Below are 23405 nucleotides of genomic sequence, written 5' to 3'. Positions count from 1 at the left end.
GAAGGATTATTAGAATGGATGAACTAAAAAAATATTTTATTACTAGTAGAGATGATGAATATGTTGAAGGGAAAGTAAATGTTTTTCTAAGCAAATTTAGCATTAATAGAAGTATTAAATCTGCTCGAATCTTTATAACAGCTTTAGGTTTGTATGAAGCGGAAATAAATGGAACAAAAATAGGTAATCAATTATTTGCGCCTGGATTTACTTATTATCCAAAGGATTTATTTTATCAAAGCTATGATATTACAAAAGAGCTGAGTACAGAAAATAATGAGTTAAAAATTTATTTGGGTCAAGGCTGGTATAGCGGTAGATTTACTCACGAGAATCTTGTGAAAATTTATGGCGATCAGACAGCTGTTTCTTGGATAATAGAAGTGAAGTTTGAAGATGGCACTTTGGCAAAGTTCGTGTCTGATGAATCTGTGCAGGAAATTTATTCTCCGTACTTATACGCAGGATTTTATGATGGAGAAATTTACGATAGACGAATAAAAGAAGAACAAATAGGATGTGCCGCTTCTTATTCTGGAAAGGTCCCTTCAAATTTAACAGAGACATATTTGAAGGTAATAGAAAAAGAAAAGATGCCTATAAAAGAGGTTTTTGATAAAGAAGGCAAAACAATCATTGATTTTGGTCAGAATTTTGCTGGGATCATCGAAGTGAATTGCGGCTTACTTCCTAAAGATGCAAAAATTAGGTTACGACATGGAGAAATATTAACACAAGATGGCGAACTATATACTGATAATTTAAGAAAAGCAAAAGCTGAAATCGTTCTATATGCTGATGGACAAAAAGGAACATATCGCCCACGTTTTACCTATATGGGATTTAGATATGTGGAGCTTACAGGTGTTGACTATCAATATGGATTATTAAATGCAAAAGCAATTTATTCTGATATGGAAGAGACAGGTAGTTTCTCATCAGAAAATAAGATGATTGATCGATTATTTAAAAACCAATTGTGGGGACAAAAATCAAATTATGTAGAGGTACCAACAGACTGTCCACAACGAGATGAACGAATGGGCTACACTGGTGATGGACAAGCATATGCTTTAACCGGTAGTTATAATTTTGACACAGAAGATTTTTGGCGTAAATTCTTCAAAGACATTAGATACAGCCAAAGTGATAATTCAGAGGGATATGTTGCACCGACAGTTCCTGCGAATGGTCCAGGAGGAATTGGATTTTTAAGTATGCTTGGATGGGGGAATGCGGTGACTATCATTCCTGAGATGATTTATTGGCAATATGGATCAAAAGAATTTCAAGAAGAGAATTATGAAAGTATGAAATTGTTTATTGATAGTGAAATTCGTCATATGACGGATGATTTATGGTTAGCTCCTAACTTAGGGGATTGGTTAATGCATGGCAAGGGGATGGAATGGATGGCTATGAACAATGGGCCAGTATCTAACTCTTTCATTATTAATGATTTACAAATTATGACTAATTTGGCACATCGGCTAAACAAAAAAGAAGATTATGATAAGTATAAAAATCAACTTGAAAAATCTACAGAAGCTTATATAAAAACATTCATCGATAGTGAGGGCGTTGTCCAAGGTGATTATCAAGGTGGATATGTTATGGCGTTAGCATATGTTGTAAGAGATGAGTCATTGAGGAAAAAGTTGCTGTCAAAATTAGTAAATGATGTTAATAATAATGGATTAAATACTGGCTTTTTTGCTACAGAATATCTATTGCCGTTGTTGATTGAAGCAGGTGAATCAAAATTAGCATATGACACTTTATTAGATGAATCTTGTCCAGGGTGGATGTATCAAGTAAAGAATGGTGCGACAACAATTTGGGAGCGCTGGGACGCATTGAAAGAAGATGGAAGCGTTAACGATCAAAAGGTTGAGCAGAGAGATGAAAATATGGTTTCTTTCAATCATTATGCTTTTGGAAGTGTCGGAAAGTTCTATTATCAATATATTTTAGGGATCAAACCATTAGAACCTGGATTTAAAAAAATAATGATTAAACCTTATATGGACGAAAGAGTTGGAAGTGTATCAGGAACTTATAAGTCTAGAGCAGGTGAAATTAGTGTTTCTTGGAAATACCAAGACGGAAAGAAAATTTCCGTATCTATTAAAACGCCTCAAAAAACATATGTTGAATTACCAGATGGACAAAATTTTGAAGTAGAACCAGGAGAGTATAAGTACGTAGTTTCTAATTAATAAAAGGAAAAGGATGATAAAAATGACATTTTATTTAGGTGCTTCAACAGCAGCACATCAAATTGAAGGTAACAATATCCATAGTGATTTTTGGGCGCAGGAACAGATGAAAAACTCTATTTTTGATGAGCCATCACTAGAAGCTGTAGATCACTATAATAGGTATCAAGAGGACATTGATTTATTAAAAGAAGCAGGGTTTAACGCTTATCGTTTTTCGATTGAATGGGCAAGAATTGAACCAGAAAAAAATAAATTTGATATGAAAGAAATGAAGCACTATTTGGATGTAATCAACTACTGTAATGAATCCGGAATTGAACCATTTATTACGTTACACCACTTTTCTAGTCCAAAATGGTTAATTACAGAAGGCGGTTGGGAAGCCGAATCAACAATTGAGTATTTTAAAAAGTACACAGAATTTGTTGTTTCAAATTTAGGCGATTCGGTTAAATATATTTGTACTATTAATGAAGCTAACATGGGAATTCAGCTAGCGGCAATTATTGAGCGGATTTTAAAACAAATGGGAATAAATCCTCAAGTTGGTATTTCGGAAGCATTGGGTGAGAGTCAAAAAGAACAAATGCTTGAGACTGAAAAAGTTTTTGGACTTAAACCAGGAGAAATGGCGAATACTTTCCTTTCGCAACGATCTGATAGAGGAGATAAAATTATTATAGATTGTCATATTGCGGCAAGAGAAGTGATTCGATCGATAAATAAAGATATAAAAGTTGGCCTAACACTTAGTTTACACGATCTGCAACTTGGTGATGACAGTAAAGAGGCAAAAGAACGTGTAGCTAAAGCATGGGATGCAGAATTCTTACACTATTTACCAGCCATAAAAGAAGATGATTTTTTTGGTGCACAGAACTATACAAGAGAAGTTTTTACAGCAGATGGAGTCCAAAAGGTCGAAGATGAAGCTCTTTTAACGGAAATGGGTTATGAAGATTATCCGCAAGCACTGGAGCATGTAGTTCGAAAGGTTTACGAAAATTTTAAGGGCGACATTTTTATTACTGAAAATGGAATTGCAGCATCCGATGATGTTAAGCGAGTAGCATTTATCGATGTGGTGGCTGATGGGGTAAAACGAATGATTTCTGATGGGTTACCAATCAAAGGGTATTTCCATTGGAGCCTGATGGATAATTTTGAATGGCAAAAAGGATTTTCAATGAAGTTTGGTCTTGTTGAAGTTGATAGAGCAAATCAGATGAGAAAACCGAAGCCTAGTTTATATTATTTAGGGAAAAAATTTAAATAATCTATTACGTGTATTTTTGTTGGAGAAATATGGCTGGTCATTTCGTACAGCCATATTTCTTGGAAAAGAAACTATAATTAGCTCAGAAATTCAATAAAATTTAATGCTTTAACTTGTTATAATAAAGTGAGAAATCGAAAGTTAGATAGTGATGAAAATAATTGATCTAATTGTCGGAAAGGAAAAATAATGTTTGAAGATCAAAACGTTGTAACCGATAACGGCACAAATTCAATGGAGTATTATCGAAAAACAACATATTGGCAGATTATTCTGTCGCAGATGAATAATGCATCAGCAATGATTTTTCATTTTTTAGTTGGAATGATTAGTTACTTAGCCAATGAAGGCTATGGCATTTTGATAGCCGTTATCGGATTAATATTGACTATAACACGAGTTTTTGATGGACTTATTGATCCTTTTATAGCTTTAATTATTGAACGAATAAATACTAGATATGGAAAAATCAGATTATTTTTGACAATAGGCTGGTTAGTGCGAGCGATGGCAACCTTAATGCTGTTTGTGTGGGGAGTGGAAAAAAATTTTGGTATAGTTCATTTTATTTGTATGTATCTCGTATTTATTATCGGCTCATCATTTTATGATATTGCAGGAAATATGATACCAACAGTTATGACTAATGACCCCCATCAGAGGCCTATCATTCAGGTTTGGAGTACAATATATAGTTATGTTGTACCTACTATTTTCACACTTGGGACAACTTTGTTCTTGTTACCAAAATTTGATAATCAATATAGTGTGGAGTTGTTGAAACTAATTGCGTTAATAACAGTGCCTGTCTCCTTCGTCTTTACAATATTATGTTGTATAGCTATCAGTGATGTGGATAAACCAGAAAATTTTATTAACTTATCAAACGAAGAAGAGCAGAATATAAATATAAAGGATATGTTAGAACTGTTTAAAAAAAATAAACCGTTCCAAATGTTTTTAATATCCTCGATTTCTGCTAAATTGGCTCAACAAACAACGAGTCAAGCAATTGTGACAACTTTATTCTTTGGTATACTGCTAGGTAATATACAATTAGGTATGGTAATGAACACTGTTTGTCTCCTACCGTCAATTATTTTTGCTTTTGCTGGAGCAAAATATGCTGGAAAATTTGGAAATAAGGAAACGGTGGTTACATGGACAAGAATTAGTATAGCCGTATCAATTTTAAGTATACTTTTCTTAATGAGTATAGATACAAGAGTGATTCCTAAAAATATTTTTTTAATGGCACTATTTTCAGTCTTGCTTATATTAAGCACAGGTTCAAAAATGTGTGTGACCATAGCGAATGGAGCTATGAGGTCTGACATTGTTGATTATGAATTAGATTTATCTGGAAAATTTATGCCAGCAGTTATTACATCAACCTATAATTTTATAGATCAATTTATTACTTCTTTAGGATCAATGATTGCAACAGGAGCAGTTGCATTGATCGGTTATTCAACTAGAGCTCCTCAGCCCACTGACAGTCTAACAAAGCCTATAAAATATATGACAATATTTTTATACTTTGGTGTTCCAATTCTAGGTTGGATAATTGGATTGTTTGTAATGAACTACTATAAATTGACACATAATGAAATGGTTGAATTACAAAAAAGACTACATATTAAACAAAAAAATAGAGAGACAGATTTTAAAATTAAGTGAGCCAGTTGAAGTGTTGTTCTTCAACTGGCTTTATTTAAGGGAGGATGATTTGCTTGTTTGTAGTAAAGCTACATTTCGTGCTAAATTATTTTTAGTTTATCCCAGAAAGGTTATTTTAATAACAATACAGGTTTAGTGAAATAGATAACAATGATATGATATGGGTAGCAAATGATGGCTTGGAGGAAAGATGGATGAATGAGAATCCTGAATGGCTCAATAAAATTGTGACGTTACCGGAGATAAACACGAATATAAAATTATTTGGCGGACATAAGCAACGAGTCGAATATCCTTGGATTGCTGAACGTGAGACACATTTCTCCTTTGAAGTGATGATCATTCTAGAAGGTGTTCAGCATACTTCGTTTAGCGGTCGGGCGTATGACTTTTCTGCAGAAAGTATAGTCTTGATCCCGCCAGGAACCTCTCATGAAAATTCTTGTGCCTCTAATGAAGGCTTGAAATATTTTTGCGCGCACTTTGATATTGATGATCCGAGTATCCAACAAACATTGCTTATGTATTGTCCAATTCTTCTCAGAAAAGAGAATGAGGCATATGGTGAGATTGCGCGTATCTTACACACCTATGTAGAGTTGCTGGACAATGAATCTTTTAGTCTGAAAGAGAAATTAATTGTGGAGAAGCTGTTGATTGAACTAGTTATTGCTCTGCTTGATTATGCGAATTACGAAAAAATCAAGATGGAATCATCGGATAATTCATCTTTGGTTTTAGCTAAAGCAATTGCGGATACCATTCAACAGAACTTTCGGAAGTTTACGAAGTATCCGACAGAAGAAAATCGGTATCTTTTATCAATGAATTATGTAGCAGCGAATCTGAACATCAGTGAAAGCACCATGCTGAAGGTATTGAAAAAGGTTTATGGTGTCAGTCCTAAAAAATATTTGGATCAGCTTCGTTATAATGAGTCCAAATTTTTACTGCATCAGCCGAATCTTTCTATTAGCGAGATCGCAGAGGTGGTCGGCTATCAAAATCTTTCTCATTTTTCTAGACAGTTCAAAACATGGTGCAATGCTTCACCGAATGAGTATAGGCATTTAAATCATAAGAATTCTAAGATTAATTAAATAGGATTTCTCACGGCTCTAAGTCAAATAGTGTTGTTTCAATCAAATCACCTTAAGGAGACGCTTCGGCGTTTCCTTTTTTTGAGTTATTAAATGATGTCACAGAAATTCTGGTGGATCAGCACTCGCTTACGGAGATGACGGAAAGTCCTGAAGCCAAAAGCAATGCGCTTAATTACTTTGATCAGATTGTTTTTCCCCTCCAACTTGCCATTGGAATACGGATACTTCAAGGCATTAATGATCGCCGTTCGATGTTTATTAAGATAGGTCACGGCTTTTTTAAAACCAGCGTTTAATGACTGAGGCAAGGAATCGATCAAGTCAAAAAAGCTGTTAAAATCTTTCGCATCAAAGGCACCTAACAAATTCTGGTAGATGTCATAACTTTGACGAAGCTGTGGATCAACGGAAAGCAGATAATCTAAAACCTCCGATTCTGTTAGATATTTCTGTTTGAATAGTGGAAATTGTTTCAATGATTGATAGTTTAGTTTGGAATTTTTCTTCAAGACGGTGCGCCAGTACTTTTTTAGTTTCCGATAGTCTTTTTGTGCTTGCGAATCACTCTTTTTCAATTGGTTCATCGCTTGAATGCGTTGTTTGTTTAAAGCGCGAGTCAGCTGTTGAATGACATGAAAACGGTCGATTGAAATCCGTGCATTGGGAAACACTTCTTTCGTCACAATGCCGTAAGAAGCATTCATATCCATGACAACGTGTGTGACTCGACGTCTCGCTTTGAAAGAAAAACGTTGAAAGTACGCTCTTAACTTGAAATTCCGACGATCATCTAGAATATCGAAGATTTTCCCGGTATCCGCGTCACTGATGATAAAACACATAGCCCCTTCACAGTCCTTGGTTCCCTTAAATTCATCGATCAAAAGATGCTTTGGTAAGTACTCAGGGTTTCTTTTCGGCTCTTTAAAAAAAGTGTCCAGTACCCGCTCAACCGTTTTCGAAGAAACAGAATAGCGTTCGGCAATATCTTTCATGGAGATTTTTTTCTTTAGATCAACGGCGATCGCAAATTTCAATGCTTGAGAAATATAGCAGTTTTCAGCGACATAATACGTTTTGGCAGAAAAAGTATGAAAACAATGCCTGCAGAGAAACCGTTGTTTATATAAATGAAGATACGTTGGTACTTCCTGATAAGGAAGCATCTGAATCCGGCTGTCTTTCCAGCCATGACGAATCACAGAATCAAAGCCGCAAAGTTCACAGTGAGGCGGTTCGTAGGACAGTGTCCCCGTAAATACGTTCGCAGATTTACCGCGGATGCGTTCCTTATTTATCGCATCTTTAGGAAACGAGATATGAGAATCTTTGATATTTAGCAACAATTTGATGGCTTTATCTGTATTTTCATCTTTAAGTTTGATATTCTTAGTTACGGACATTTGGTTGACCTCCTATGGTTTGGTTTGGCGATTTAATTATAGGACAACCAAGTGTCTTTTTGTATTATAAAAAGAAAAGGGTGTTCCTACTCACTTTTGAGTAACAACACCAAATATTATAGAACCTTTCTCACAAGACCAGTTGTGCACTGGTTTTTTTTTTACGGAAAATGGTAAAAGTTACCCGATTTTTGATATATAACTATCGTTTTGAATCTTTTATTATAAATGCATGATAAGGAAAACGATTTCAATGAAAGCCTTATGTCATTCGAATAATTAGCAGCTAGCATAAGCAGAGTTGAAAGCGTCGTCATAATTACTTATCACTTTATTCTGAAAGGGGTCCCTTCGAACCAAGTAAAGAAGACATTCAGCGATAAAAAACTATATGGCGCAACAAAAGAAATTTACGACGACTTAGCTCATAGCTAAAGAGAAAGGAACATCTAAATGGCAACTATTCAAAATCCAATTATTCCCGGCATGGCACCGGATCCATCAATTATTCGAGTAGGAGAAATGTATTATATCGCAACTTCTACGTTTCATTGGAATCCTGCGATTCAAATTTTTCAATCAACAGATTTAGCAAACTGGGAATTGATTGATTATGTACTGAAAAAGGGTGAGGTCAATCTAAGAGGGACGAATACACCTGCAGGCATTTGGGCACCGCATTTATCTTATGATGAAGCGACTAAAAGATACTGGTTAGCCTATTCGCATATGGTAAATATGGCTGGACGCGAGTTTAATTCAGATTCCTATGCTATGTGGGCGGATGATATCACTGGACCGTGGTCTGAGCCAATCTTTCTAACAGCAATCGGATTTGATCCAGCGATTTTCCATGATGAGGATGGAAAGCACTACTTGTCAATTTTAGAGTGGGAAACGCGAGAGGGATATCAAGCGCCTGGACATATTGTTATTGCGGAGGCGGACTTAGAGAATGGCGGTATTCTTGGTGATTGGCATCGGATCAATCATGGCTTTACGACAAGAGGTTGTGCGGAAGCACCACAAATTTATAAACGTAATGGCTATTACTATTTATTGATCGCTGCTGGCGGAACAGGCTATGGGCATGGGGTAGAGATTGGACGATCGAAAACTGTTTTTGGTCCTTATGAGCCGCATCCGTCAGGTGAACCAATTATCACATCTGCACCTAGACATCTTTTTTCATTGGGTGATCCTGATGCGGGACACTTTGAAATGTACAATCCTGAATCAGTCATGCAAAAGGCTGGACATGGCTCATTAGTTGAGACGACAACTGGCGAGTGGTATATCCCACATTTGATGTCGCGTCCACTTGAAGGAACCTTGCTAAATCCGCTGGGGCGAGAAACTTCTATTCAGAAAATGCATTGGACTGAGGATGGCTGGCTAGAAATGGCGGACGGGTCGAATTTAGCGAAGATGGAAGTAGAGGCCATGGTGAACAGTGGAGAACTAATCCCTCTTTCTCACGATGTCAATGATGATTTTTCTGGAGACTATGATTTACGATTTATGACGCCATATCGTGAGCAAGAAAATCGTTGGGTAAATACCCAAGAAAGAGAGGGGCATCTGCGTATTTATGGAGAAAATTCCTTCTTTTCACAGATAAACCCAGCAATCATGGCGACACGCGCTACGTCATTCAACTATGAGGTTCAGACAAAAGTAGAATTTCATCCAGATCATTATTCAGAAACTGCGGGAATGGGTCTTTATTATGATTCAAACAATTGGCTATATCTTCATTTAACTTATTCGGAAGAAAAAGAAACGACCGTGTTAACGATTTTACAAGCAAAGCTTGGACAAAGAATCGAGTATCCTTATCATCAATTATCGATTGAAGAGGGCTCAGTAGAGTTGAAATTGGTTTATGACAATGGCTTAGCAGATCTGCTTTATCTGAAGGATGGTCAATGGGAACGATTTGCTGAAAAAATCGATGTTGCCTATCTCTCTGATGAAGGGGTGAATGGGGAACCAGGAGAAATTGGCGGATTCACCGCATTATTCAATTTTATCGGTTCTGTTGATGCACATCAAAGAGATTCCTACGCGGACTTTGATTATTACACAGTGAAGAACAAAGAACGAAACAAAGGAGAATAAAAAATGACAAATACTGTTTCATTAAAACGCCTCGTACCTGGTCTGATTATTGGACCCGCATCTTGGTTAGGACCATATATCGCTGCGGCAAGTCTCTTTTTACCAGCCTTGATCCAACAAATTGATGCAGAGAATAAAATTCAGCTTGTTGCATTGTTTTCTACATGCGGAATGGTTTTTGCGGCTGTTTCTAATATGGTTGCAGGTTATCTTTCTGACCGTACGCGCTCTCGTTTTGGTAAACGAACGCCTTGGCTAGTCGGTGGTGCGGCAGCGTTTATGATCTCAATGATCTTAGCTTCTATGGCAAATAGTATCCCCTTTCTTCTAATCAGCTGGATGTTGGGACAAATCGCGTTGAATTTCATTGTTGCGCCAATGGTTGCTTGGCTGGATCTCGCACCAGAGGACGGTAAAGGAACTGCTTCAGGTGCATATGGCGGATTAGGAATGGCGTTAGGAAACAACGGCTTCACGATCTTTGCGGCTATGTTTTTAGGCCAATTTAGACTCGGCTTCATCATTTTTGGAATTATTACGTTTATCGGCACATTGCTTGCTGCGATCATTGTTAGAGAACCGTCAAATTTGGACGAAGTGCTTGAGGAATCTGCTAAGAAAGAGAAAAAGACGTTAAAGGAATCCTTAGCAATTTTTCCTAGCTGGTCGATCGGCAGAGATTATTATTTAGCCTTAATTGGAAAATTATTTCAAGGAGTAGGAAATTTCTCGATTACTGGATATCTGTTATTTATTATGACGGACTTTCTTCACAAAGGCACAGCTGGGACGCAGCAGTCTATCCAATTGATCAATACGATCATGCTGATATTTGGAATCGCGATGGGCTTCATTGCAGGCCCATTAGCTGACAAATATAAAGTGTTGAAGCTGCCCGTTGGTCTGTCTACAATCTCTTTAGGAATCGGTGCTTTAAGCATGTTCTTTCTGCAAAATGATGTTGGAATCATCATCTATGGCTTTGCAGCTGGGTTAGGGATGGGCATTTGGAATTCTTTAGATAACTTACTGAATCTAGAGGTGATACCTGACAAGAATCGAATTGCCTTTTTCCTTGGCGTGTATAATCTGGGAAACACGATTACTCAGGCCATCGCACCGGTATTGGCTGCTTTTGTTATCTCACAATTCAGCTTTTCTGCTATTTTTATTGTGTCGTTCATTTTCTCCGCAATCGGAGGAATTTCCATTCTGTCTATCAAATCTGTTACTCGCTAATTAGTGATGTTGGAAATATTTTAATAGAATCAACCTAAAAAAATCTGCAATAAACCAGAGTTTCTATACTTGGAACTCTGGTTTTTTAGTTTATTGCAGTGATCAATAGTAGTTGCTGCCTTGAATGATGAAATAAACGTGTCCATTAGTATGGGCAGTAGAATATAATAAAGGTAAGCGAATTTTTCACTGAGGGGGAATAGAGATGCCTAAACTATTGATCGCTGACGATGAAAAAGAAATCGTAGAGCTGTTAAAGTTTTATTTGGAAAAAGATCAGATGACAATATTTGACGCTCATGATGGTCAAGAAGCATTGAGAATCTTTGAAACAGAAGAGATTGATTTAGTTATATTAGATATCATGATGCCAAAGATAGATGGGTTTCAATTAACAAAAGCGATTCGAGAAAAAAGTAATGTGCCTATCATGATTCTTTCTGCTAAAACGGAGGCAACAGATAAAATTTTCGGGTTGGATCTAGGCGCGGATGATTACATTAGCAAGCCCTTTGATGCACTTGAAGTCGTTGCAAGAGTTCGGGCCAATCTCCGTCGACTATATGACTTGGGCAATGATCGGAAAATGAAGGGCAGCTTGAAGGTGGCTGATTTAGAATTGGACTTAGATCGATGCATCCTTATCCGTGAGATGGAGGAGATCGAGTTGACTTCTGTTGAGTTTAAGGTGCTGTTTCTTTTTATGAACAGCCCAGGGCAGGTGTTTTCTAAGGAGCAAATTTATGAAACTGGCTGGAAAAATGCTGACGCTGTCGATGATAATACGATCCGTGTGTGCATCAGCAAACTCAGAAATAAGGTCGGAGAATCACGAATTCATACGATTCGTGGTCTGGGCTATCGAATGGAGAAATAGTATGCAAAATTTACGGTCATTTCTAATTAAACTATTTCTAGGTGTAACCATTCCATTGGTACTGCTGAATACGGTCATTGATAGTCTGTTTATTCGCTACACGAATGCCTTTTCGGAGAGCAAATCTTTGATGATTTCAGGTTTTTTTGGTGTAACAGCTGTTAAAGTAGTTATCTTTGTTCTTATTCTATACATTTTCATCCGTATTCTTACAAAACGAATTCAGCTTGAGAATGTTGCTTATAATCAGGAGAAGACACAGTTATTTGCTACGATCGCTCACGATTTAAAAACACCGAGCACTTCGGTATTAGGCTATGCGAAGCTGTTGCTTGAGGAAAAAAATATAGATCCTCAAAAAGAAAGACAGATGCTGGAAACGATCTATGACAAAGCCGATCAAAGCAATCAAATGTTAGAGTTGATGCTGCAATATGCACGGTTGGAGGGGACAGATTATCCGCTTCATTTAGAAAGCAGTGATTTCAGCCGGTTGATCAGAGAAATTGTTGCGTCACATTATGCTGCGTTTGAGGAAAAAAAGATGGAGTTGCAGATTGATGTATCGAATACTCCTGTAAAAGCAATGATCGATCCATTGGAATTTGGTCGAGCGTTGCATAATATTCTGGTCAACGCTCTTTCACATAATCCAGCGGGAACTAAGATATTGATTCAGCTGCGTGTCGGTGATCAGCTAGAGCTGTTGATCGCAGATAGTGGTAAAAAATTGGCAAAAGAGTTTATTCCAGTAATGTTTGATCCCTTTGTTCAAGAAGATTCTTCAAGAAGCAAAACGGGAACCGGCCTTGGCTTGGCAATTACGAAGCAGATTATTGATAAGCATAACGGAACGATTCAGCTAGTCGAAAATATTTCGGACTATACAAAGGGCTTTCTGATCAAACTCCCGAAGTAGATGATTGATGGATTTTTAATCTTCAGTTAATGTTTATCGATTCTTGAATTAAGCATTCAGCATTATGCTGAGAGTAAATAAAGAATCATTAATTGGAGGAATAATCATGAAATCCAAAATAAAAAGTATTGTCGTTTGTTTGTTGTGCTTAGTTATTTCCTTTGTCACTCGTCCAGCCGCTGCCCAGTGGTTAAAGCTGTCTTTGCCATTTCAGGGGAGTATGCTTTTATTTATAGCAAGCGATCTATTACTTACGTTTATTGCTATTCGTGTCTTAATAAAACTTGCGTACAATGAGCCTTTGGCTGAATTTCGGATTGATCGAATTCATTTCAAAGCAAAGTGGTTCATCTTAGCGCTATTATTACCCCTGGGAGTAGTCGCAGCTACGATCTTATTCACCAGAGGGTCATTCACTCTAGTAAATCAGCCCATGGATCAGCTTGCTACGGTCCTTGTACCAGGAGTGTTGGGTGCTGGATTATTAGCGAGCTTAACGGAGGAAATGATTTTTCGCGGAGTAATCATGCGTGTTATCGAAAGAGAATGGTCCCCTCGAATTGCTTTTCTGGTTCCTTCGCTGCTATTTGCAATTTTACATGTATTAAACGGACGTTTATCTTTAAAGGAATGTTTGCTGGTCATTGTGGCGGGCACGTTAACAGGTATACTTTTTTCAATGGGAGCATATTTTTCTGGCACGATTTGGTGCAGCTTCTTGTATCATTTTTGCTGGAACCTGATTGTAAGCAGCGGAATCTTTATGATGAGCAACGTTGAGAATCCAATCTCGCCTATTCAATACGTGATTCAAGACAAAAATATCCTTTTGACCGGCGGAGTGTTTGGTATTCAGTCATCTGTTTTTGCAATTGTAGGGTACGTTGTCGCCATCGTATTCTTATTGGTTCAAAGCGTATGGATGAGAAACAGGTCTGATATATGACGGTATAATTATTAAGCCTTCTGATTTATTTAATTAGGAAAAATTGAACGATATTGATCTTCACAGTAAGAACAAGTCATAGTGAAAAGCTCTTTTTTTGGTTTGGTATTGGAAGCCAAAAATAACTGATTTTCACTATGATATTTTTATGTTTTAAGGACTATGAAAACATGATTACAGTTTTTTTCTATCCAAAAATTCAAAATGAAGGATCAAAAGGTAAAGAAATTTTTAAGTGAAAACGAAATAATGGAGGTAGTATATTTCACTCGAAAAGATGGATGAATTTGTCTGGAAACCCAAGTATGAAGATAGTGGTTATAGTTATTTTATCAACCGATGTGCTGTTAAAAGTTTTTTAAAGAATTTGATGGGAAGAGGGGGAGTTGATTCAAGTACTTTGGGTCTGTTGTTGAAACATATGGTAATAGTATGTTTTTGCTGAAGGCATACTGTTAACAGGAAAGATCGAGTATGAAGTTAGCTCCCCTAAGTAAGTCTATTCAGTCACTTGGAAATATGATAAAAACGTTATTTTAATTCACTTGAAAAAATAAGGGTTCAATAAGAAACATAGGTGAAAATCCTAAATTTGATTCAAAAAATTTTTTTAAAATTAAAATAATTATTTGGCGATAGAAAGCTTGACGTAAATGTATTTATTCACAAATTTCGCTCTTCTGTTATAGTGCAGATCAGAATTTTACTTGACAACTATAACAGAACGACCCATAATTTTTAGAGAAATTATGTAAAGGGTGGTTAGATAATGACAACGAGGATGGGAGTGAAGAAAATGATGCACAGTATTGGTGAAGCGGCAGAGATTTGTCACGTTTCAAGAAAGACGTTGCGCTTCTACGAGGAATTAGGATTGCTTATACCTGATCATGTCAGCCCAAAGAATGGCTATCGATATTATAGCGAAGATACCGTAATGATGATTCCGATTCTGAAGTACTACAAGCAAATGGGCTTTCGCCTGCAAGAAATGACTGGAATTTCAGACACGACGGATTACTTTTTTCATCAACGGAACTTTTTGAGTAAGCTTGATGAGCTGAAAAGGGAAGAGGAGCGCATTCAAAATTGCCATGAGTCGGTATCTGATTGGGTAGGGTTGTTAAACGAAGGTACGATGGCCATGGAAAATAATGTGAACAACATCAGTCTAAAGTATATTGATCGTGATAGTTATTACTTTTTAGAACAAAATTTTGAATACGATTACAAGGCATCAATTATAAATATTGAGTGGACCAATTATTTAGAGCATTTTGAAAGTGAGATCACAGGACCGGTTATTCTAAGTTTTTCTGACTATAAGGCAAAGGCAGAGGGCATTATCAAACATGCGACGGTCGTACAAAAGCCTGTTCGAAATAGTAAATATTTAATACCAAGGCAAGATTACGGTGGACAGATGTTTGCTTGTCTGTATCATTTAGGGGATCATAAAAATATTTCTGAAAAATATCAACTTTTAGAAGAATGGGCCGCGGATCACAACTATAAAATCGGTCCAAACTGTTATGAGCGCTATGTCATTGATTATTGGTCCACTCAAGATCCAAATAAGTTTGTTACAGAAATTATGGTACCTGCAACGAAAATGTAGTTTTAATAGCCTAGCAGCCTCGTGTTGCTAGGCTATTTTTTACGGCAAAATTTGAAAGAACGCATGGTGATTTTCTGAAAACATAAAATAACTCGCAGCATTGTCTCTAAGGGCAAGGTTTCGATAAAGAGCAATAATTTGTTTAAAAACACTGATAAAACAGGATTGTTCGTAAGGATGATAATTTTCTATCGTTTTCATTTACTAAGATTTGCTGAAAAATTTTTGCGGAAATGGCGGAAAAATAATTTTGGTGACAAAAACGAAATTAATTTTTCTAAATCCTGTACTAATTTATAAATAAGATGTTTTTCGTTGGGGAAAAAATGATTGTAAGTAAACAATTAGTATAAATTCGGGAATAAATCAATTTTGTTAAGCAAACGACGATATACCGTTCTCGATTGATACAGTTAATTGAGAATGGCCTCTGTATCAAAAATAAAGATTGTGTATCAGTGCACAATTTTTTTAAATTATTTTATTGACTTATACCGTAAGGGAACGACCTAAAGTGAAGATGCAAAAAATAAAAGCAGTTTGAGCGTGAACCGCAAACGGGAGGAACACAAATGAAGTACGATGCTTTGGGAATGGTAGAGACAAGAGGGCTGGTGGGCTCAATTGAAGCGGCTGATGCAATGGTCAAGGCTGCTAATGTTTCCTTGATTGGAAAAGAGCTTGTAGGCGGTGGTATTGTCACCGTTATGGTGCGTGGCGATGTAGGTGCTGTCAAAGCTGCAACGGATGCAGGAGCAACAGCCGCACAAAGAGTGGGTGAACTATTGTCTGTTCACGTAATTCCTCGACCACATGGTGAAGTTGAGACTATTCTTCCAGCGACAACAAATGATTAATGATTAAGGAGAATTCAGATGGACGGTGAAAAAAGTGTAATGCAAACATCCGCGACTGCGGAAGCGAAAATGAAAGCGGTCGGTAAAAAGTTTCAGATTGCTGGGCTCGGAAATGGGTTATTTTCTGGGTTAACCTACGGAATATATTCCACGTTAGTTGTGGTGGCAAGTGGTTACAATCCATTGGCCAGCGCTGCGGGTATTTTGGCGGCTCCCTTTGTGGCTTCTGGCTTAAACGATTTATTTGCCGGGATTTGGCTATTATTCTATAACGCAAAACAGGGTCGTTTAAAAGAGTTGACGAGAACATTGAAAACCAAACCGGGTCAAATGCTTGTTGTAGGTTTTTTGCTGGGCGGACCAGTTGCCAACGGTGCTTATTTGATCGGACTTGCGTTAGCAGGTGCTTATGCGATTCCGATTTCAGCGACTTGCAGCTTATTTGGTTCTTTATTCGCGTGGATTTTCTTAAAACAAAAACCAACTAAACGGGTAGTTTTCGGAATGGTTTTATGTGTGATGGGAGCTATCATTATTAATTTTGTAAAACCAGAGGGCGCACCAAACTTCACATTAGGAATTATTTGTGCGTTAATTGCCGCAGTTTGCTGGGGACTTGAAGGCGTGTTCTCAAGCTTCGGCGGTGCCATGATCGATACAGATGTGGCGGTTAATTTACGAGAGTTGATTTCGGGTCTCGCTGTTTTAGTTCTGATCGTTCCACTTATTGGCGCACTTAAGTTGTTAGGCGGGACGTTAGCTGCTGGTATCCCGATTTTATGGTTGGCATTGGCAGGCTTAAGTGCCGCAGCATCCTTCGTGTGCTGGTATAAAGCCAATTCGATGGTCGGCTGTGCGATTGGGATGTCATTGAATGTAACCTATGCCTTCTGGGGTGTGTTGTTCAGCGTTATGTTCTTGGGACAATCATTTACAACGACGATCGTCATTGGATCTGTCGTCATTGTTTTAGGCGCCATTATCGTAACAATGAATCCTTTAGACTTATTCAGAAAAGGAGATGCTTAAGATGGTTCTACCAAGTCGAATGGCTGTTTTGAACTATATGTCCGATGGAGAAGAAGTGGATGTAAAAAGTGTCATGTCCGCATTGAAAAAGGACTATGGAAACGAAGGTCAGTTTAATAAAAAAATGTATCTAGATCATCTGTTAGCTCTTGAGGCGAATGGCTTAGTAGAGATGACTAGCTACGATTTAGATAGTGAAAATGAATTAGTGATGCGTTATCAAATTACAGAAGATGGCGAGCAAACAGTCTCTAAGTATGTCGATGCCGCATATCGTAAAGGGTAAGGAGGCTTACAGGTGAGGTATAAAGGTGAAGAAGCACTAGGATTAGTCGAAACAGTCGGATTGGTTCCAGCATTGAAGGCCTGTGATGAAATGCTGAAGGCGGCGAATGTAGAATTGATTTCTTATGAAAATATCGGTTCTACTTTGGTTACGATCATGATCAAAGGCGATGTCGCTGCGGTTGAAGCCTCTGTTTCAGCTGGTGCCAAAGCTGCAGCAGAAATCGGCACATTAACGGCACAAAATGTGATGCCAAGACCAATTCACGCTGTAGGAGATATCGTTTCAGTTCATGATATTGACCAATAAGTAAGCAAATAGGACGATATACGGCATGAGAATAGGACTCATATTTCGGTTTATGAAAAATGAATACATTTATACGAATAAGGAGTGAAAAAATGGAAAGATACGAAGCAATCGGAGCGATCGAGACATTCGGTTTGGTGTTTGTTTTAGAAGCAGCCGATGCGATGTGTAAAGCAGCTGATGTTGATTTAGTCGGCTATGAAAATGTGGCCTCCGGCTATATTTCAGTCATCGTCAGAGGCGATGTCGCCGCGTGCAAAACAGCGGTTGAATCTGGGGTCGCAGCTGTAGAAGAAATGGGTGCGGAGGTTTATAGCTCGGTAGTTATTCCTAGCCCGCACATTGATTTAGGGAAAATCATCGATCGCTATTCATTGGAGCAATTACTGCCAGCATAAGGGTTTCAGTCCAACTTTTTCAAGTTTGTCGAAAATGGGAACAAAAAAAGGATCAGGAAATGACTGGTTTAAGAATCTAGTTGGATGATATACGGCTTGAAAATCGGACTTATTTTTCCTGAATTTAGAAAAATGAATCCATCAATATGAAAAAGGAGTAGGGAACATGCAGTTTGTGGATAAAGATTTGAAATCGATCCAAGAAGCCCGCATCTTAACTGAATCCGCTCGTGATGCTCAGTTTTTGTTAAAGGATTATGATCAGCAAACCATTGATCGTATGCTGAAAAAGCTTATCACAGAGGTGAAAGAGAGCTTGCCTGAGCTCGTTGCCTTTGAGGTTGCCGCTACAGGCAAGGGAAATGAAAAGGATAAATTATCTTTGTGGCAAATTTTCTTAGATCAATTTGCTGAATCGTTGCATGAACCGGTCCTTGGTGTTTTAGAGGATACTGGCGAATTGAAGCAAATCGGTGTGCCGTTAGGAGTGATTGCCGCTATTCTACCGGGGGAAAATATTTTGTTGAATGCCTTTTTTGCCACGATCAGTGCATTGAAGGGTGGAAATACGATTATTTTGATCCCGCAGGCACGAACAGAAGCAGTCGTTGCGAAGCTTTATGATGTTTTCCAACAAAGTAACGCCGGCTTTCCAAAGTCCAGCTTTTGCTTTATGGAAAATACGGCGATTGAAGGAATCAGTGTGCTAACCGAGCAGGCGGCGGTCGCCTTAGTAGTGAATATCGGACATTCGTCCTATTTTGACTGCTCCAAACCGACCATTTATGGTGCCGTCGGTTCGACGCCAGTCTTTATTGAACGAACGGCAGATATTGACCACGCGGTAGATGAAATCATTACTAGCCGCGGCTTTGACAACGGCTTGCTGCCAGCGGCGGAGCAATTTGTGATCGCGGAAAGTGTGATCGCCAGCGAAGTCAAAGAAAAGATGATTCGTGCTGGGGCACATTTTATGAGCTCTGATGAAGAAAAGCAGCTTTTGAGTAAATTATTTCTAGATAACGAAGTGAATCCGACAGTGATTGGTAAAGATGCGAAAACATTGGCGAAGATTTCTGGATTTCCAGTTGCTGAAGGAACGCGTGTTTTAGTATCGGAACAGCCTTACATTTTTGAAGAGAATCCATTTACGAATGCGCTGCCTTGTCCGGTAATGACCTATTATCTGGAATCGGACTGGATTCATGCCTGTGATAAATGCATTCAGTTGCTGAAGGAGAAGCGGAACGGTCATACCTTGGCGATTCATTCGAAAAATTCGGCGATCATTCGTGAATTTGGTCTCAAAAAGCCCATCGGACGTATGCTGGTCAATACAGGAGCAGGCTTTGCCGGAATCGGGCTTGATTCGACTTTGCCGGTGTCCATGATATTAGGCGGCATGACAACAGGTCGAGGATATGTGGCGAAAAACATTACCGCGAAGGATTTCACTTATGTTCGGGAAATCGGCTACAGTACGACTAAAGAAATAGGTCTTGCAGGTGAAAAAGTAGAGCCGATCACGATCGATCAGCAAGCACTTTTGGAAAAAATCTTAAGAAAAATCATTGAATAAAGTGGGGGAAATAGATGGACATCAAAGAATTTTCAGCGAAATTAGCTGAGGCGACAAAAGAATTAAGCTCAGAAGAAAGACAAGCCTTGATGAAAATGTTCGCTACCGTATCAGACGAAGTAAAAAAAGATGATGTTGCGATAGAAATCTTGGCATCTGACGAAGGGACCACGATTCCTGATGGGATCACCAAACGTTTGCAAGCGCTTAAGGACAATTATTTGGAGCAAGTACCGTCAATCACGACTTATCGTGCACGGGCAATCACTAAGATTGCCAAAGAGAATCCCGGTATGCCAAAAATTGTCTTGCGAGCTAAATGCTTCCGTTATTGCTGTGAAACGGCACCGTTAGTCATTCAAGATCATGAATTAATCGTGGGTGCACCAAACGGCAAACCGCGGGCTGGGGCTTTTTCTCCGGATATTGCATGGCGTTGGATGGAAGATGAAATTGATACGATCGGCAGCCGTGCGCAAGATCCGTTCTACATTTCGGATGAAGACAAAAAAATTATGCGTGAAGAGCTTTTCCCATTCTGGAAGGGCAAATCTGTTGATGAGTATTGTGAAGATCAGTACCGCGAAGCAGGTGTATGGGAATTATCCGGCGAATCATTTGTATCCGATTGTTCCTACCATGCATTAAATGGTGGTGGCGATTCGAACCCTGGTTATGATGTTATTTTAATGAAAAAAGGCATGATCGACATCCAAAATGAAGCGAAAGCGCATTTGGAGGAGTTAGATTATGAAAATCCAGATGATATCGAAAAAATCTATTTCTATAAGTCAATCATCGATACAACTGAAGGGGTTATGATCTATGCGCGCCGGATGGCAGACTATGCCGCAGAGCTTGCTGCGAAGGAAACAAACCCTAAACGGAAGGCTGAGCTATTAAAAATCTCCGAAGTGAACCGCAGAGTCCCAGCTCACAAACCAGAGAACTTCTGGGAAGCCATTCAAGCAGTCTGGACCATCGAATCCTTGCTGGTTGTAGAAGAAAATCAAACAGGTATGTCGATTGGACGGGTCGATCAATACATGTATCCATACTTTAAAGCTGATTTGGAAGAAGGCCGCATGAACGAATTCCAAGCCTTTGAATTAGCTGGCTGTATGCTGATCAAAATGTCAGAAATGATGTGGATCACCAGCGAAGGCGGTTCGAAATTTTTCGCAGGTTATCAACCATTCGTCAATATGTGTGTCGGCGGAGTTACTCGTCAAGGACGTGATGCAACGAACGAATTGACTTACTTATTGATGGATGCTGTGCGTCATGTGAAGGTTTATCAGCCATCACTCGCTTGTCGAATTCACACCCATTCACCTCGGGAATATCTGAAAAAAATTGTTGATGTTGTTCGTGCAGGGATGGGCTTCCCGGCATGTCACTTTGACGATACACATATCAAAATGATGTTGGCTAAAGGAGTATCCATCGAGGACGCGAGAGATTACTGCTTAATGGGCTGTGTTGAGCCGCAAAAATCTGGTCGTCTATATCAATGGACGTCAACAGCCTATACTCAATGGCCGATCTGTATTGAGCTTGTGATGAATAAGGGCGTGCCGTTGTGGTATGGCAAACAGGTTTGTCCAGATATGGGAGACTTGTCTCGTTTTGCGACATATGAAGAATTCGAAGAGGCTGTGAAAGAAGAAATCAAATATATCACCAAATGGACGGATGTCGCTACGGTGATTTCACAACGTGTTCATCGTGATCTTGCTCCAAAACCATTGATGTCAATCATGTATGAAGGCTGTATGGAAAATGGAAAAGATGTGTCCTCCGGCGGTGCGATGTATAACTTTGGACCAGGGGTGGTTTGGTCAGGTTTGGCAACTTATGCGGATTCGATGGCGGCGATCAAGAAGCTCGTTTTTGATGAGAAGAAATACTCGTTGCAGGAACTAAATGAGGGACTAAAAGCCGATTTTGTTAATTATGATCGTATGAGAACTGATTGTCTGAATGCACCGAAATATGGGAATGATGATGATTATGCCGATTTAATTGCGGCTGACTTGATCAACTTTACCGAAGCGGAGCACCGTAAATATAAAACGTTGTATTCCGTATTAAGTCACGGAACATTGTCTATTTCAAACAATACTCCGTTTGGTCAAATGACCGGAGCTTCTGCGAACGGCCGGAAAGCTTGGACGCCATTGTCTGACGGAATTAGTCCAACACAAGGGGCGGACTTTAAAGGCCCGACTGCGATTATTAAATCGATTTCCAAAATGTCTAATGACAGCATGAATATCGGAATGGTCCATAACTTTAAGATTATGTCTGGTTTGCTTGATACACCAGAAGGTGAGGAAAGTCTGATTACGCTGCTGAAAACAGCTTGTCATTTGGGTAATGGAGAAATGCAATTTAACTATTTAGATAACAATACATTGGTTGAGGCGCAAAAACATCCTGAACAATATCGCGATCTGATCGTCCGAGTTGCAGGGTATAGTGCATTCTTCGTGGAATTATGTAAAGACGTGCAGGATGAAATCATTTCACGGACAATGTTGACGAAATTTTAGAATATAAGCTGGAGCTTGGAATGGATGGTTGATGTGATAGAGGAACGGATAGAGCGGCAAGCAATGGTTTTCAATGTACAAAAATACAGCCTGTATGACGGTCCTGGGATCAGAACTATCGTCTTTTTCAAAGGCTGTCCATTGCGCTGCCAATGGTGTGCCAATCCAGAAGGAATCAAGCGTAAGTTTGAAGTCATGTATAAGGAAAGTGTCTGTAATGATTGCGGGGCATGTGTAGAAGCGTGTCCTTTAGGGATTCATTACGTGGATGAAAATGGCAAGCATCAGGTTCGGCGTGATATTTCCTGTAATGGTTGTCAGAAATGTGTGGAGGCCTGTCCGAAGCAGGCCTTGAACATCACTGGGACAATCAAGACTATTTCAGAATTGATGGAGGTCATTCATGAGGATGACGCCTTTTATGAAATATCTGGCGGCGGGGTGACATTTAGCGGAGGCGAGTGTACGGCACAGCCTGAAGCGGCACTTGCCCTTTTGAAGGCCTGTAAGGCGGATGGTATCAATACAGCTATTGAGACTTGCGGGCACAGCAATATGAAGAAGCTGATGGAAATAGCCGATTACACAGATCTTTTCTTATATGATATGAAGCATATGGATCCAGTTCGACATAATGAACTAACGGGAATCAGTAATGAGAAAATCTTAGAAAACTTGAAAGAATTACTGGTTCGCGGATATAAGGTTCAGATCAGGATGCCGATGCTGAAGATGATCAATGATAGTCATGAAGAAATTAAAGAGATCGTGGATTTCTTGTTGCCGTATAAAGACATGCCGAATTTTAAAGGGATCGATTTATTGCCTTATCACAAATTGGGGGTCAATAAATATGGTCAATTAGGTATGGAATATCCAGTTGAAGGAGATCCGAGCCTGGCTGAGGAGGATTTAGATCGAATCGAAGGCTGGATCGCCGGGTATGATTTTCCAGTACGCGTCGTTCGACATTAGGGAGGAAGCAGTC

The 23405-nt window shown here is 38.8% G+C and carries 19 protein-coding genes; 18 read left to right on the top strand and 1 reads right to left on the bottom strand.

Going from position 1 to position 23405, the window contains the following annotated elements; all coding sequences use genetic code 11:
- Positions 1–14: 14 nt before the first annotated feature.
- The 4 genes from IGI67_RS24500 to IGI67_RS24485 all read left to right on the top strand — a co-directional run bounded on the left by IGI67_RS24500 (position 15) and on the right by IGI67_RS24485 (position 6278).
- On the top strand, positions 15–2219 hold the full coding sequence (locus IGI67_RS24500; protein ID WP_429959688.1) for a family 78 glycoside hydrolase catalytic domain: 2205 nt from the start codon (positions 15–17) through the stop codon (positions 2217–2219).
- A gap of 22 nt (positions 2220–2241) precedes the next feature.
- The gene (locus tag IGI67_RS24495; RefSeq protein WP_429959687.1) at positions 2242–3498 is read left to right on the top strand and encodes a glycoside hydrolase family 1 protein; all 1257 of its coding nucleotides are present in this window, start codon (positions 2242–2244) and stop codon (positions 3496–3498) included.
- Positions 3499–3687: 189 nt separating this feature from the next.
- Positions 3688–5178, top strand: coding sequence for an MFS transporter (locus IGI67_RS24490; RefSeq protein ID WP_429959686.1), 1491 nt, complete (start codon positions 3688–3690; stop codon positions 5176–5178).
- 194 nt (positions 5179–5372) lie between these two features.
- Positions 5373–6278 carry an AraC family transcriptional regulator gene (locus tag IGI67_RS24485; RefSeq protein WP_429959685.1) on the top strand — a complete coding sequence of 302 codons (906 nt, stop codon included), beginning with the start codon at positions 5373–5375 and terminating at the stop codon, positions 6276–6278.
- 89 nt (positions 6279–6367) lie between these two features.
- On the opposite strand, the gene IGI67_RS24480 is transcribed toward IGI67_RS24485, so the two are convergent.
- A complete protein-coding gene (locus IGI67_RS24480; protein ID WP_429959684.1) occupies positions 6368–7684 on the bottom strand; it encodes an ISL3 family transposase in 1317 nt (438 codons plus the stop codon).
- 453 nt (positions 7685–8137) lie between these two features.
- Here IGI67_RS24480 and IGI67_RS24475 point away from each other — a divergent pair, with 453 nt between their 5' ends.
- The 14 genes from IGI67_RS24475 (at position 8138) to cutD (ending at position 23392) form a co-directional block, all read left to right on the top strand.
- Entirely contained in the window at positions 8138–9805 is a 1668-nt protein-coding gene (locus tag IGI67_RS24475) for a family 43 glycosylhydrolase (RefSeq protein ID WP_429959683.1), read from the top strand.
- Positions 9806–9808: 3 nt separating this feature from the next.
- The gene (locus tag IGI67_RS24470; RefSeq protein WP_429959682.1) at positions 9809–11044 is read left to right on the top strand and encodes an MFS transporter; all 1236 of its coding nucleotides are present in this window, start codon (positions 9809–9811) and stop codon (positions 11042–11044) included.
- Positions 11045–11249: 205 nt separating this feature from the next.
- Positions 11250–11921 carry a response regulator transcription factor gene (locus IGI67_RS24465; RefSeq protein ID WP_207107718.1) on the top strand — a complete coding sequence of 224 codons (672 nt, stop codon included), beginning with the start codon at positions 11250–11252 and terminating at the stop codon, positions 11919–11921.
- 1 nt (position 11922) lies between these two features.
- On the top strand, positions 11923–12840 hold the full coding sequence (locus IGI67_RS24460) for a sensor histidine kinase (RefSeq protein WP_429959681.1): 918 nt from the start codon (positions 11923–11925) through the stop codon (positions 12838–12840).
- A 106-nt stretch (positions 12841–12946) separates the two neighbouring features.
- Complete coding sequence (locus IGI67_RS24455; protein WP_429959680.1) at positions 12947–13786, top strand: CPBP family intramembrane glutamic endopeptidase; 840 nt, start codon at positions 12947–12949, stop codon at positions 13784–13786.
- 769 nt (positions 13787–14555) lie between these two features.
- Positions 14556–15404, top strand: coding sequence for a MerR family transcriptional regulator (locus IGI67_RS24450; RefSeq protein WP_429959679.1), 849 nt, complete (start codon positions 14556–14558; stop codon positions 15402–15404).
- 572 nt (positions 15405–15976) lie between these two features.
- The gene (gene eutM / locus IGI67_RS24445) at positions 15977–16261 is read left to right on the top strand and encodes an ethanolamine utilization microcompartment protein EutM (protein ID WP_429959678.1); all 285 of its coding nucleotides are present in this window, start codon (positions 15977–15979) and stop codon (positions 16259–16261) included.
- 18 nt (positions 16262–16279) lie between these two features.
- Entirely contained in the window at positions 16280–17290 is a 1011-nt protein-coding gene (locus tag IGI67_RS24440) for a DMT family transporter (protein ID WP_207107713.1), read from the top strand.
- Position 17291: 1 nt separating this feature from the next.
- Positions 17292–17576, top strand: coding sequence for a hypothetical protein (locus tag IGI67_RS24435; protein WP_207107712.1), 285 nt, complete (start codon positions 17292–17294; stop codon positions 17574–17576).
- A 12-nt stretch (positions 17577–17588) separates the two neighbouring features.
- Complete coding sequence (locus tag IGI67_RS24430) at positions 17589–17885, top strand: BMC domain-containing protein (RefSeq protein ID WP_429959677.1); 297 nt, start codon at positions 17589–17591, stop codon at positions 17883–17885.
- A 92-nt stretch (positions 17886–17977) separates the two neighbouring features.
- Complete coding sequence (locus IGI67_RS24425; protein ID WP_207107710.1) at positions 17978–18283, top strand: BMC domain-containing protein; 306 nt, start codon at positions 17978–17980, stop codon at positions 18281–18283.
- A gap of 166 nt (positions 18284–18449) precedes the next feature.
- Entirely contained in the window at positions 18450–19862 is a 1413-nt protein-coding gene (locus tag IGI67_RS24420; protein WP_429959676.1) for an aldehyde dehydrogenase family protein, read from the top strand.
- A 14-nt stretch (positions 19863–19876) separates the two neighbouring features.
- A complete protein-coding gene (gene cutC, locus IGI67_RS24415) occupies positions 19877–22417 on the top strand; it encodes a choline trimethylamine-lyase (protein WP_429959675.1) in 2541 nt (846 codons plus the stop codon).
- 24 nt (positions 22418–22441) lie between these two features.
- On the top strand, positions 22442–23392 hold the full coding sequence (gene cutD, locus IGI67_RS24410; protein WP_429959674.1) for a choline TMA-lyase-activating enzyme: 951 nt from the start codon (positions 22442–22444) through the stop codon (positions 23390–23392).
- The last annotated feature ends 13 nt before the right edge of the window (positions 23393–23405 follow it).

Source organism: Enterococcus sp. AZ196, from assembly GCF_050498845.1.
Classification (GTDB): domain Bacteria; phylum Bacillota; class Bacilli; order Lactobacillales; family Enterococcaceae; genus Enterococcus_A; species Enterococcus_A murrayae.
Note: the sequence above shows the minus strand (reverse complement) of the source record. Positions and strands in the feature narration are given on the sequence as shown.